The 12,259-nt window shown below is 74.2% G+C and carries 13 protein-coding genes; 7 read left to right on the forward strand and 6 right to left on the reverse strand.

The genetic code is table 11. The annotated features are described in order from the left end of the window. The first annotated feature begins 81 nt into the window (after positions 1-81). The 5 genes from ABTW87_RS26315 to mug all read left to right on the forward strand — a co-directional run bounded on the left by ABTW87_RS26315 (position 82) and on the right by mug (position 3,929). Positions 82-987, forward strand: coding sequence for a TIGR04222 domain-containing membrane protein (locus ABTW87_RS26315; protein WP_350653705.1), 906 nt, complete (start codon positions 82-84; stop codon positions 985-987). Further along, positions 984-1,802, forward strand: a complete 819-nt coding sequence (locus tag ABTW87_RS26320; RefSeq protein WP_350653707.1) for an MbnB/TglH/ChrH family RiPP precursor modification enzyme — start codon at positions 984-986, stop codon at positions 1,800-1,802. The genes ABTW87_RS26315 and ABTW87_RS26320 overlap by 4 nt, the downstream gene beginning before the upstream one ends. Next, positions 1,799-2,245, forward strand: coding sequence for an SCO6045 C-terminal-like domain-containing protein (locus ABTW87_RS26325; protein ID WP_350653709.1), 447 nt, complete (start codon positions 1,799-1,801; stop codon positions 2,243-2,245). The genes ABTW87_RS26320 and ABTW87_RS26325 overlap by 4 nt, the downstream gene beginning before the upstream one ends. A gap of 359 nt (positions 2,246-2,604) precedes the next feature. Further along, positions 2,605-3,366 carry an SDR family oxidoreductase gene (locus tag ABTW87_RS26330; RefSeq protein ID WP_350653711.1) on the forward strand — a complete coding sequence of 254 codons (762 nt, stop codon included), beginning with the start codon at positions 2,605-2,607 and terminating at the stop codon, positions 3,364-3,366. Next, positions 3,366-3,929 carry a G/U mismatch-specific DNA glycosylase gene (gene mug / locus ABTW87_RS26335; RefSeq protein WP_350653713.1) on the forward strand — a complete coding sequence of 188 codons (564 nt, stop codon included), beginning with the start codon at positions 3,366-3,368 and terminating at the stop codon, positions 3,927-3,929. The genes ABTW87_RS26330 and mug overlap by 1 nt, the downstream gene beginning before the upstream one ends. Here the strand turns inward: mug and ABTW87_RS26340 are convergent. The 3 genes from ABTW87_RS26340 to ABTW87_RS26350 form a co-directional block, all read right to left on the reverse strand. Beyond that, positions 3,926-5,902 carry an ABC transporter ATP-binding protein gene (locus tag ABTW87_RS26340; RefSeq protein WP_350653769.1) on the reverse strand — a complete coding sequence of 659 codons (1,977 nt, stop codon included), beginning with the start codon at positions 5,900-5,902 and terminating at the stop codon, positions 3,926-3,928. The genes mug and ABTW87_RS26340 overlap by 4 nt on opposite strands. 113 nt (positions 5,903-6,015) lie before the next feature. Beyond that, a complete protein-coding gene (locus ABTW87_RS26345) occupies positions 6,016-6,783 on the reverse strand; it encodes an enoyl-CoA hydratase/isomerase family protein (protein ID WP_350653715.1) in 768 nt (255 codons plus the stop codon). A gap of 46 nt (positions 6,784-6,829) precedes the next feature. Continuing rightward, positions 6,830-7,057, reverse strand: coding sequence for a helix-turn-helix domain-containing protein (locus tag ABTW87_RS26350; RefSeq protein WP_007072022.1), 228 nt, complete (start codon positions 7,055-7,057; stop codon positions 6,830-6,832). 191 nt (positions 7,058-7,248) lie between these two features. Here ABTW87_RS26350 and ABTW87_RS26355 point away from each other — a divergent pair, with 191 nt between their 5' ends. Then, complete coding sequence (locus tag ABTW87_RS26355) at positions 7,249-7,848, forward strand: cadmium resistance transporter (RefSeq protein ID WP_350653718.1); 600 nt, start codon at positions 7,249-7,251, stop codon at positions 7,846-7,848. A gap of 13 nt (positions 7,849-7,861) precedes the next feature. On the opposite strand, the gene ABTW87_RS26360 is transcribed toward ABTW87_RS26355, so the two are convergent. After that, positions 7,862-9,466, reverse strand: a complete 1,605-nt coding sequence (locus ABTW87_RS26360; protein WP_350653719.1) for an ABC-F family ATP-binding cassette domain-containing protein — start codon at positions 9,464-9,466, stop codon at positions 7,862-7,864. 243 nt (positions 9,467-9,709) lie between these two features. On the opposite strand from ABTW87_RS26360, the gene ypfJ reads away from it, so the two are divergent. Further along, positions 9,710-10,624 carry a KPN_02809 family neutral zinc metallopeptidase gene (gene ypfJ, locus ABTW87_RS26365; RefSeq protein ID WP_350653770.1) on the forward strand — a complete coding sequence of 305 codons (915 nt, stop codon included), beginning with the start codon at positions 9,710-9,712 and terminating at the stop codon, positions 10,622-10,624. A gap of 52 nt (positions 10,625-10,676) precedes the next feature. Here the strand turns inward: ypfJ and ABTW87_RS26370 are convergent, their stop codons facing one another. Beyond that, positions 10,677-11,369, reverse strand: coding sequence for an acVLRF1 family peptidyl-tRNA hydrolase (locus ABTW87_RS26370; RefSeq protein WP_350653720.1), 693 nt, complete (start codon positions 11,367-11,369; stop codon positions 10,677-10,679). A gap of 77 nt (positions 11,370-11,446) precedes the next feature. Continuing rightward, on the reverse strand, positions 11,447-12,079 hold the full coding sequence (locus ABTW87_RS26375; protein ID WP_350653721.1) for a LysE family transporter: 633 nt from the start codon (positions 12,077-12,079) through the stop codon (positions 11,447-11,449). Between the last annotated feature and the right edge of the window lie 180 nt (positions 12,080-12,259).

Raw genomic sequence — 12,259 nt, forward strand, 5'->3', positions numbered from 1 at the left:
CGGTAACTGGACGTCGCTGGCGGATCCGGCATGGCGGGACTGCTCCACAATGGGGCCGCCCTCTCGTGACAGGAGCAGCGCATGACCGTCCTCGCCGCACCCGGTGACACCTGGGGCATCCCCGGCCCGGTGTTCCTCCGGCTCTACCTGCTGGCCGCGGCCCTGCTCGTCGTCGGCGGCCTGATCCAACGGGCCCGGCTGCTGCGCGGCCCGTCGACCGGCACCGGCCCGCTCGGCCCGCAGCAGGTCGCCTACCTCAGCGGTGGCGCGCCGCTGGCCGTGCTGACCTCCCTCGGCGGGCTGCGCAGTAGCGGCGCGATCGGCGTGGCCCCGGGCGGGCGTCTCGCCACCGGCGGCCCGCTGCCCGTCGGCACCACTCCGCTCGACCAGGCGATCCACGTCGCCGCCGGCCGGAGCCTGCGCACCCGTGAGCTGCGCGCCGACCAGTGGGTGCGGCAGGCCCTCGACGAGCTGCGCGCCGGCCTCGAACAGCGCGGACTGGCGTTGACCGCGGAGCAGCGGGCCGCGCTGCGCGTCGCCCCGCTGCTGCTCACCGCCCTGCTCGCGCTCGGCACCCTGCGGCTCTTCGCCGGTCTGTCCAACGACCGGCCGGTGGGCTGGCTGTTCCTGGCCCAGTTCCCGCTGCTCTTCGCGACGATCCTGCTGTACCGGCGGCCGTGGCGCACGCGCGCCGCCAGCCGGGCACTGCGCGAGCTGCGCCGCGAGCACACGTACCTGGCGCCACGCTCCGCGCCGGCGTACGCCACGTACGGCGCCGCCGGCGCCGCGATGGGTGTGGCGCTCTTCGGCACGGCCACCCTGTGGGCAATGGACCCGGGATTCGCCGAGCAGGCGGAGATCCAGCGGCAGGCGCTCACGAGCGGCGGCGCCTCGGGCAGCTGTGCGGGCGGCGGTGGCGACAGCGGCGGTGGCGGCGGCTCCTGCGGGGGCGGCGGTGGCTGTGGCGGGGGCGGGTGCGGCGGATGAGCGGCCCCGCCGGGGTGGGCCTCGGCTGGCGACCGGAGATCGCCGGTTTCGTCGCCGGCCTGCCCGGGCTGCGCTTCGTCGAGGTGATCGCGGAGTCGGTGCCGGCCGCCGGCCCGCTGCCGGACGGGCTCGCCGCCCTACGGGAGCGCGGCGTCACCGTCGTACCGCACGGGGTGCGGCTGTCCCTCGGCGGCGCCGAGCCGGTCGACCCGGCCCGGGTGGCCCACCTGGCCGCGGTCGCCGACCTGACCGGCGCGCCCCTGGTGAGCGAACACATCGCGTTCGTCCGTGCGGGCGGCCTGGACGCCGGCCACCTGCTGCCGCTGCCCCGCAGCCGGGACGCCGTCGCGGCGGTCTGCGCCAACGTCGCCCGCGCGCAGGCCGACCTGCCGGTGCCGATCGCGCTGGAACCCATCGCGGCCCTGTTCGACTGGCCCGACGACGAACTGGACGAGGCGGCGTTCCTCACCGAGATCCTCGACCGCACCGGCGCGCTGCTGCTGCTCGACGTCGCAAACGTCTACGCCAACGCCCGCAACCGGGGTGCCGACCCGCTCGACCTGCTGGACCGGCTCCCGCTGGAACGGATCGCGTACGCGCACGTGGCCGGCGGGGCGGAGCACGGCGGCTTCTACCACGACACGCACACCGACCCCGTGCCGCGCGCGGTGCTCGACCTGGTGGGCGAGCTGTGCGCACGGCACCGGCCGCCGGCCCTGCTGCTGGAACGCGACGGGCACTATCCGCCGGCCGACGCGCTGCGCGCCGAGTTGGACGCGCTCGCCGCCGCCTCCGGATTCCCGGTGGTCACGTGAGCGGCGACCTGGCCGCCCGTCAGGCCGCGCTCGTCGCCGCGCTGGTCGCCGGGGCGCCCGCGCCGCCGGGCTTCGCGCCGGGTCCGCTCGCCGCCGCGCGTACCGCCCTGCTGCGCAAGCGGGCCGGCGAGGTGGCCCGGCACTGGCCGCTGCTCGCCGCCGGGCTCGGCCCGCGGTGGCCGGAGGTCTTCGCGCGCTGGGCCGACGGACGACCCACCGCCGGTTCCCTGCGCGACGGCTGGGACCTCGCCCGCGAGCTGCGCGACGCGGGCACGCTGCCGCCGCTGGGCGCGGACGAGCTGGCCGTCCGGGAGGCCGGTCACCGCTACGACGGGCGGAGCGCGCCCCGGCCGCGCCGCCCGCCGGGCTGGGGGCGTGCCGGTGGCGCCGTCGCGGTCCAACTCGCCGGCCGCGTACGCCTGCTGCGCCCCGCCCGCCGCTGAGATCCCGTGCCCGGGCGGCTCGACGCCCACCACACCGCCTGCGGCGACATCGCCGGGCCGGCGCTGCCGCGCCCTCCGCGGCGGCATTTGTGGTGTGGGTAGAGGTCGACGGCACCCCCGTGCGGCCGGCGGCCCGCTCCCGGTTGCGGACGCTCCTCGTCGATGCCGACCCGCTCCGGCTTTGGAGCTGATCCGGAAGCGTCATCGGGGCGGTCACCCCCGGCCCTGGCGACGGCCCCGGCCCTGGCGACGGCCCCGGCCCTGGCGCGGCCCCGGCGACATCCCGGACGTCGCGGCGATCCACCCACGACATCAGCTCCAAAGCGCGTACGTCGGACAGATGCGGCAGGATCAGCGGCATGGATCTGGGACTGACCGACCGGGTGTACATCCTGACCGGGGCCTCCCGCGGGCTCGGGTACGCGGCCGCCGAGTGTCTCGTCACCGACGGTGCCCGGGTGGTCCTCTCCGCTCGCGACGCGGACGCGGTCGAGGAGGCCGCGCGGCGCCTGGGCGGTCCGGCGCAGGCGATCGGGGTCGCCGGCGACCTGTCCGACCCTGACCTGCCCGAGAGCCTGGTGGCGACCGCCCGTGAGGCGTTCGGCCGGCTCGACGGCGCGCTGGTCTCGGTCGGTGGTCCGCCACCGGGCAGCGCGGCGTCGGTGACCGACGAGCAGTGGCGGCGAGCCTTCGAGACGGTGTTCCTCGGCACCGTCCGGACGGTGCGGGCCGTCGCCGCAGCGCTGACCGACGGCGGGGCGATCGGGCTGGTCCTGTCCACCTCCGCCCGGGCGCCCCTCCCTGGCCTGGGCATCTCCAACGGCCTGCGTCCCGGCCTGGCCGGAGTGGCCAAGGACGTCGCCGACGAGTACGGCCCCCGGGGCGTACGGGTGGTGGGGCTGCTGCCCGGGCGGATCCTGACCGACCGGAACGCCCAGCTGCTCGCGGCGAGCGGCGACGCCGAGCGGGCCCGGGCCGAGGCGGAGGCGGCGATCCCGCTGCGCCGGCTGGGCGAGCCGGCCGAGTTCGGCCGGGTGGCGGCGTTCGTGCTCTCCCCCGCCGCCAGCTACCTGACGGGGATCACCCTGCCGGTGGACGGCGGCGCGCTGCGGGACCTGTGATGGCCGGACCGCACTACCCGCGACCGACGCGTGCGGAGCTGGCCGCGGCGGCCGATCGCCTCCTCCCGGACGTCATCGCGCCCGGTCTGGACGTGCTGTTCGTCGGGATCAACCCCGGGCTGTGGTCGGCGGCCACGGGGTGGCACTTCGCCCGGCCCGGAAACCGGTTCTGGCCGGCACTGCACCGGGGCGGGTTCACCCCCCGCCAGTTGCACCCGAGTGAGCAGGACGAGCTGCCCGGCTACGGGCTGGGCGTCACCAACATGGTGGCGCGGGCCAGCGCCCGGGCCGACGAGCTGGCCGCCGCCGAACTCGTCGCCGGCGCAGACGTCCTGGCCGGCAAGGTCGCCCGCTACCGGCCACGGTGGGTGGCGGTGGTCGGGGTGACGGCGTACCGGATCGGGTTCGCCCGGCCAAAGGCCGGCTTCGGCCCGCAGCCGGAGGCGCTGGCCGGCGCGCGGCTCTGGGTGCTGCCCAACCCCAGTGGGCTGAACGCGCACTTCACCCCGGAGTCGCTCGGCGCCGCGTTCGGCGAGCTGCGGGCCGCCGTCGCCCGGGACTAGTTCGCGGCGGCCGGGGGCAGCGCCTCGTCGGCAAGGTACGGCCGCATCGGCACGGCCACCGGCTCCGGCCCGGTCGCGTCCTGGTACGGCGCGGGCGAGTCGACGACGGCGAACTGCGTCCGGTACAGCTCGGCGTAGAGGCCGCCGACGGCGACCAGCTCGTCGTGCCGGCCCCGCTCCACGATCCGCCCCTGGTCGAGGACCAGGATCTGGTCGGCGTCCCGGACGGTGGAGAGCCGGTGCGCGATGACCAGCGCGGTACGCCCGGTCAGCGCCACCGACAGTGCCCGCTGCACCGCCGCCTCGCTCTCCGAGTCGAGGTGGGCCGTGGCCTCGTCGAGGATCACGATCGACGGCGCCTTCAGCAGCAGGCGCGCGATCGCGATGCGCTGCTTCTCGCCGCCGGAGAACCGGTAGCCGCGCTCGCCCACGACCGTGTCCAGGCCGTCCGGCAGGGCGCGCACCAGGTCCGCGACCTGGGCGCCGGCCAGCGCGGCCCACAGCTCGTCGTCGGTGGCGTCCGGCTTGGCGTAGCGCAGGTTCTCCGCGATGGTCTCGTGGAACAGGTGCGAGTCCTGCGTGACCACACCGATCTCGTCCCGCAGCGAGTCGAGCGTGGCGTCGCGGACGTCGACGTCGCCGACCAGCACCTGGCCGTCGGTCACGTCGTAGACGCGGGAGACCAGCATGGACAGCGTCGACTTGCCGGCACCGGACGGTCCCACCAGGGCCACCATCTGCCCCGGCTCGACGCTGAAGGACACGCCGCGGAGCACCGGCTCGGTGACCGTCCGGTCCAGGGCGGCGACCTCCTCCAGGCTGGCGAGTGAGATCTCCGAGGCGCTGGGGTAGCGGAAGCGCACGTCCCGGAACTCGACCCGGCCGGCGCCCCGGGGCACCTGCACCGCGTCCGCCTTCTCGGTGATGGCCGGCCGGAGATCGAGGACCTCGAAGACCCGGTCGAAGGAGACCAACGCGCTCATCACGTCGACCCGGACGTTCGACAGCGCGGTGAGCGGGCCGTAGAGGCGGGTGAGCAGCAGGGCGAGCGTCACCACCGTGCCGGCGCTGACGCTGCCGGTGACGGCGAGCCACCCGCCGAGGCCGTAGGTGAGAGCCTGGGCGAGCGAGGCCACCAGCAGCATGGCCACGAAGAACGTCCGCGAGTACATTGCGGACTGGATGCCGATGTCGCGTACCCGCTCGGCCCGCCCGGCGAACCGGCGCGCCTCCTCGTCGGGCCGGCCGAAGAGCTTGACCAGCAGCGCCCCCGAGACATTGAACCGCTCGGTCATCGTCGCGTTCATCTTGGCGTCGAGGTTGTAGGACTCGCGGGTGATCTCCGCGAGCCGCCGGCCGACGCGGCGGGCCGGGATGATGAAGACCGGAAGCAGGACCAGCGACAGCGCGGTGATCTGCCAGGACAGGGTGAACATCACCGCGGCGGTGAGCACCAGCTGGATGACGTTGCTGACCACCCCGGACAGCGTCGAGGTGAATGCCCGCTGGGCGCCCAGCACGTCGTTGTTGAGCCGGCTGACCAGCGCGCCGGTCTGCGTACGCGTGAAGAACTGCAGCGGCATCCGCTGAACGTGATCGTAGACTCGGGTGCGCAGGTCGAGGATGATGCCCTCGCCGATGCGGGCCGAATACCACCGCTGGGCCAGCGAGAGCAGCGCGTCGGCCACCGCCAGTGCGGCGATGACCAGGGCCAGCCGCACCACCAGGTCACCGGCCGCCGAGCCGCCCCGGGTGATCGCGTCGATGACGTCACCGGCGAGCACCGGGGTGGCGACGCCGATGATCGCGGCCAGCACCACGGTCACCAGGAAGACGACGATGTCCCGCCGGTACGGCCCGGCGAAGGCGACGATCCGGCGCGCGACGCCCCGCTGGAGGCGGTGGCTGGAGATCTCGTCGCGGCTGCGCATCGACCGGAGCATGCTCCACCCGCCCATGCCGCCGCCGGACATCGGATTGGACACACTCACCTCCGGGTCATCGGGCCGACCGCGCCGTCCCAGTCAATTCTCCCGACGACTGTGACAACCTCGGCGGTAACCCGGATCTTCCCGAACGGTCCTTACTATTCTCCGCGCCCGGCGAGGTCCCGCAGCCGGCGGGTCTGCGCCTCCCGCTCCGCCCGCTGCTGCTCCGCGTGCGTCCGGTCGGCGGCGCCGGCGATCAGCGCCTTGATCTCCACCACCGCGTCCCGGTTGTTGGCGAGCAGCCCGGCGGTCAGGTCGCGGACCGCACCGTCCAGCTCGCCGGCGGGCACCACCAAGGTCGCCAGGCCGATCCGGTCCGCCTCGGCGGCGTCCATCCGCCGCCCGGTGGTGCAGATCTCCAGGGCCCGCGAATAGCCCACGAGCTCCACCAGACGCTTGGTGCCGGCGAGATCGGGCACCAGGCCGAGCGTCACCTCGGCCATGGAGAGTCGGGCGTCCTCGGCGAGCACCCGCAGGTCACAGGCGAGCGCCAGCTGGAAGCCGGCCCCGATCGCGTGCCCCTGCACCGCCGCGACCGAGATCAGATCGGGCCGGTGCAGCCACGTGAAGGCGGCCTGCAACTCGGCGATGCGGTCCGCGCACTCCTGCTCGGGCAGGGTGGACAGCTCGGCGAAGGAGCCCGGCCCGGACGCGCCGGCCACCGACAGGTCGAGGCCGGCGGAGAACGCTCGGCCCTCCCCACGCACCACGACGACGCGCACGTCACCGGGCAGGTCCCGGGAGAAGTCGCTCATCGCGCGCCACATCGCCGGGGTCTGTGCGTTGAGCACGTCGGGCCGACACAACGTCACCGTCGCGATCGGCCCGTCGCAGTCGAGCCGGACCCCGGTCGCCTCGGCGGTCACCGGGCGGCCCGGGGAACGGCGCTGATGGACGACGCTTCGGGGCGGGTCACGCCTTCTTGCGGCGCCGGGCGCCGCCGCGCTGCCGCAGCTGCACCCCGGACTCGGTGAGCACCCGGTGGATGAACCCGTAGGAACGGCCGGTCGAGGCCGCGAGGGCGCGGATGCTCTCTCCCCCGGTGTACCGCTTTACCAGGTCCTTGGCGAGCGTCTGGCGCTCGGCTCCGACGATCCGGCGACCCTTCTCAGTGCTGGTGGCTGTGCCGGTGGCTGCCATGCTGTGTCCTCACGTCCCAGACTGTGCGGTTCGGATACGGTCCCACCTATTAGACCGCCTCGAACGATCATGCGCCAGATATCAACTATTCGCCAACCGACACGCTGCGCGATGTCAGCTACCCGATAGGGTGACCCACAGCCGTTCGGCCACCGGTCGGCCGCCCGCCACGACCGACGTACCCTCCTGACGTGATCGATCTTCTCGGCACGGCCGGGGGCGCGCTCGTGGTGTTCGCCGCCACCGACGTCGACGACATCGTCATCCTGACGATGTTCTTCGTCGCCGCCCGCACCACCGGGCGGCCCCGCCCCAGCCAGATCGTCGCCGGGCAGTACCTCGGCATCGGGGCGCTCGCCCTGGCCAGCGCCGTGATGGCGGCCGGCCTGCTGGTCGTGCCCGACCCGTGGACCGGCCTGCTCGGGCTGCTGCCCATCGCTCTGGGTGTCCGGGCGCTGCTCGACCGGGACGACGACGAGGCACCCACGGTGGTGGGCGGGACGCTCGGCGTGGCCGGCGTGACGATCGCCAACGGCGCCGACAACGTGGCGGTCTACGTGCCGGTGTTCCGGGCGCTCGGCCCCGCCGACAGTGCGGTGTTCCTGCTGATCTTCGTCGTGCTCATCGCCCTGTGGTGCGCGGTCGGCGCATGGCTCGGCGGCCACCCCCGGGTGATCCGGCTGGTGCGGCGCGTCGGCCACTGGCTGGTGCCGGCGGTCTTCGTCGCGATCGGTGTGGCCATCCTGGCGACCTCCGGCGTCGTCGGCCACCTGCTCGAACTGGCCCGCTGACCGGGAACCCCGGTCAGGCCAGCTCGACCAGTTCCAGAAGGTCGTCGCTCCAGGCGTCCTCGTCGCCGTCGGGCAGCAGGATCGCCCGGTCCGGCTTGAGGGCGCTCACCGCGCCGGGGTCGTGCGTGACCAGCACGATCGCCCCCGGGTAACGCGCGATGGCGTCGAGCACCTGTTCGCGGCTGACCGGGTCGAGGTTGTTCGTGGGCTCGTCGAGCAGCAGCACGTTGGCACCGGAGCAGACCAGGGTGGCCAGGGCCAGCCGGGTCTTCTCCCCGCCGGAGAGCACGCCGGCGGGCTTGTCCACGTCCTCGCCGGAGAACAGGAACGCGCCGAGGATCTTCCGCAGGTCGGTGTCGCTCTGCTCCGGGGCCGCGCTGCGCATGTGCTCGAGGATGGTCCGCTCCACCTCCAGCGTCTCGTGCTCCTGGGCGTAGTAGCCCAGCCGCAGCCCGTGCCCCGGCCGTACCTCGCCGGTGTCCGGCTCCAGCAGCCCGCCCAGGATCCGCAGCAGGGTGGTCTTGCCCGCGCCGTTGAGCCCGAGGATGGCCACCCGGGAGCCGCGGTCCACGGCGACGTCCACGTCGGTGAAGATCTCCAGCGACCCGTACGACTTCGACAGCCCCGTGGCGGTCAGCGGGGTCTTCCCGCACGCCGCCGGGGTCGGGAACCGCACCTTCGCCACCTTGTCGGCGACGCGTACCTCGTCCAGGCCGGACAGCAGCCGCTCGGCCCGCCGGGCCATGTTCTGCGCGGCGACCGTCTTGGTGGCCTTGGCCCGCATCTTGTCGGCCTGCGCCATCAGGGCGCCGGCCTTCTTCTCGGCGTTGGCCCGCTCCCGGCGGCGGCGCCGCTCGTCGGTCTCCCGCGCCTCCAGGTACGCCTTCCAGCCGAGGTTGTAGACGTCCACCACCGACCTGGTGGCGTCCAGGAACCAGACCTTGTTCACGACCGATTCCAGCAGCGACGCGTCGTGCGAGATCACGATCAGGCCGCCCTTGTGGTTGGCGAGGAACCCGCGCAGCCAGGTGATCGAGTCGGCGTCCAGGTGGTTGGTCGGCTCGTCGAGCAGGAGGATGCCGCCGCCGTTGTCACCCGCGTCGCGGAACAGGATCCGGGCCAGCTCGATACGGCGGCGCTGGCCACCGGAGAGGGTCCCGATCGGCTGCGCCAGGGCCCGGTCCGGCAACCCGAGGTTGGCGCAGATGCGGGCCGCCTCCGCCTCGGCGGCGTACCCGCCCAGGGAGGCGAACTGGTCCTCGAGCGCGCCGTAGCGGCGGACCAGCTTGTCGTCGGCCGCCTCGGCGAGCTGCGCCTCCAGTTCCTTCATCCGGGCCATCAGCACGTCGAGGCCCCGGGCGGAGAGCACGCGGTCGCGGCCGGTCACCTCGAGGTCGCCGGTGCGCGGGTCCTGCGGGAGGTACCCGATGTTGCTGCGCCGGTCGAGCTGGCCGGCGTACGGCTGGCCCTCGCCGGCGAGGACCTTCAGGGTGGTGGTCTTGCCGGCGCCGTTGCGGCCGACCAGGCCGATGCGGTCGCCGGGCTGCACCCGCAGCGTGGTGTCGGACAGCAGGATCCGGGCGCCGGCACGGAGCTCCAGGCCGGTGGCAGTGATCATGTCGGGGGACTCGCTCTCGAGGTCTGGAAGGGCTGACTCAGGGCACGCGAGAGCGCCGGCGGGCCTGAGGACCGTCGGCGCGGGGCGGTTCAGCCTTCGCAGAGCAGCACGCGGCAAGTGTACCGGGCGCGTCCCGACCCGCCCGCCGGATTACCGGTCAAGATCATCGGGTACCGAAACGGACGTCCGGACCCGGTCCGGTACCGCAACCACAAACGGATTCAGACGGTGATCGGGGTTGACATGGAGCTGAACGAGAACGCGCGGATCGACACCAGCCAGGTGGACGACCGGCGGGGGTCCGGGGGCGGCGGTGGCGTCGGCGGGATCCCCATTCCGATCGGCGGCGGGCGCGGGGGCATTGTCGGCATCATCATCGCCGTGCTTGTCGCCCTCGTCGGCGGCGGCTTCGGCCTGAACGCGGCCATCGACGGCGGCGGCGAGCAGGGCGACAACACCTCCCTGGAGCAGAAGTGCTCCGCCGACGACGCACTCCAGCAGCTGGACTGCCGCAACACGCTGTACGTCAACTCGATCCAGGCGTACTGGCGCACCGCCCTGCCCGAGGCGTTCGGCGAGCAGTACCGGGCCACCGACACGGTCTTCTTCAGCCAGGCCGTCAACACCGCCTGCGGGCAGGCCGACTCCGGGGTGGGGCCGTTCTACTGCCCCGCCGACGCGCAGGTGTACATCGACCTCACCTTCTACCAGGTGCTGGCCCAGCAGCTCGGCGCCGAGGGCGAGTTCGCCCAGCCGTACGTGCTGGCCCACGAGTACGGCCACCACGTGCAGAACCTGCTCGGCACCAACGAGCAGGTACGCCGCCAGCAGCAGCGTGACCCGGACGGCGCGAACGAGCTGTCGGTCCGGCTGGAACTGCAGGCCGACTGCTACGCGGGCGCGTGGGCGCGCAACGCCACCGGCACCGCCGACGACAGCGGCCAGAAGATCTTCAAGAGCATCTCCGAGCAGGACATCGCCCAGGCGATCGACACCGCCGAGAAGATCGGCGACGACGCGATCTCCGAGCGCGCCAACCGGCCGGTGAACCCGGACGAGTTCACGCACGGCTCGTCCCAGCAGCGCCGCGAGTGGTTCACCCGGGGCTACGAGACCGGCGACCCGAAGTCCTGCGACACGTTCCGCGCCGGCCTCTGAGGTGCAAGGAAGGGCCCCTTGTTAACGCCTACGGTAGAGAAGGGAACCCTTCTCACCCCAAAGTGTTAACAAGGGGCCCTTCCTTACCACCGGGCTGGTCCGGTGCGTCGCGGACGAGGATCCGGACCGCCCGGGCGGCGGTCACCGCGGCGAGCAGCACCGCGTGCCGAGGCTCGGGGACGTCGAGCAGCCGGTCGGCGCGCAGTGCGGCCAGCGGGGCGAGTCGCCGGTCGGCCAGCACCGCGTCCACCGCCCGCCGGTCGCCGCCTACGACCACCGCGTCCAGGCGGTCGGCCTCCGGAAGCAGAAGCCGCGCCGCCAGGTCCGCCGCGTCGGCAAGCGCCGCCTTCGCCTGGTTGTCCCGCCGCCGGGCGAACCGCTGCTGGGACCACCCGCCGGCGGCGGTGCGGCCCTGCACGTAGCGGGTGTCCACCTTGTGCACCGGCAGCCGCTCCCCCTCGGCGACGCCGACCGCCACCGCCCCCTTGCGGGCGAGCAGCAGCCCGATCCGGCGATCCGCGGTCGCAGCGGCCACGAAGCCGTCGAGGTCGGCGGCGGCGGGCGCACCGGGCGGGGCGTGCAGTTCGGCGGTCGCCCCGTCCGGAGCGGCCAGCAGCAGCCCGTAAGCCTCCGGTGTCGCTTCCGCCGGGCCGTGCCGACCGGCGAAGCCGTCGATCCAGCGGCGGATCCGGGCCGGGTCGACGTCCACCCACCGACCACCACCGGCTGCGGGTCGGCTGGTCATGACCCGAACCTACGCCCCCCACCCACCCCTTCGCCGCCGCCCCTCCCCGCGAGCCACCGGGAGCGGAGGTGCGGTGGTCAGCCCGCGAGGAGTGTGGCGGCGGCCAGGGCCGCGATGATGGCGCTGGAGAGCAGCGCGGTGACCAGCCGGCCGCGTGGGCCGGCCAGCGCCCGACCGACCAGGGTGCCGCCCCCGGCGATCAGCAGTTGCCAGCTCGCCGACGCCAGGAACGCCCCGACTACGAACGCCGCGGCGACCGCCGGGTCCGGGTCGGCGGCGTCCCGCCGGCCCAGGACGAGCGCGGCGAAGTAGACCACGGTCGCCGGGTTCAGCAGCGTCAGCGCCAGCACCCCGGCGAACGCCCTGGGCGGCGTCTCCAGACCGCCCCGCCGGCCGGGATCGACGGTGGCCGGCCGGTGCCGGGAACGCAGGGCGCGCCAGGCGGTGTGCGCGGCGAGGCCGAGCAGCACGGCAGCGGCCACCACCCGCATCTGGCCGGCGATCGGCGTGATCAGGGCGGCCAGGGCGGCCCCGCCGAGCGCGGCGACCGCCGCGTAGAGGCCGTCGGCCGTGGCGACGCCGAACGCCGCGGCGGCGCCCACGCGGAACGAGGTACGCGCGGCCAGTCCCATGATGAGCACCGCGATCGCGCCCACCGGGATCGCCACTCCGTAGCCGGCGACGAGGCCGGCCAGGAACGCCCCGGTCACGACGACGCACGGCGGACCGGGCCGGACCCGGGCACGGTCCGCTGTCGACGCGCGGCGGTGGCCGCGCGGACGGGGACCTGCCGGGGGTACGTCTCGATCACGTCGCCATCCTGCGCCACGGTCCGCCGCACGGCCACTGATATCCGGCCCGGGTCAGCTCCGTGCTGGCGACCTCGGTTC

The organism is Micromonospora sp. NPDC126480, from assembly GCF_040302465.1.
Taxonomy (GTDB): domain Bacteria; phylum Actinomycetota; class Actinomycetes; order Mycobacteriales; family Micromonosporaceae; genus Micromonospora.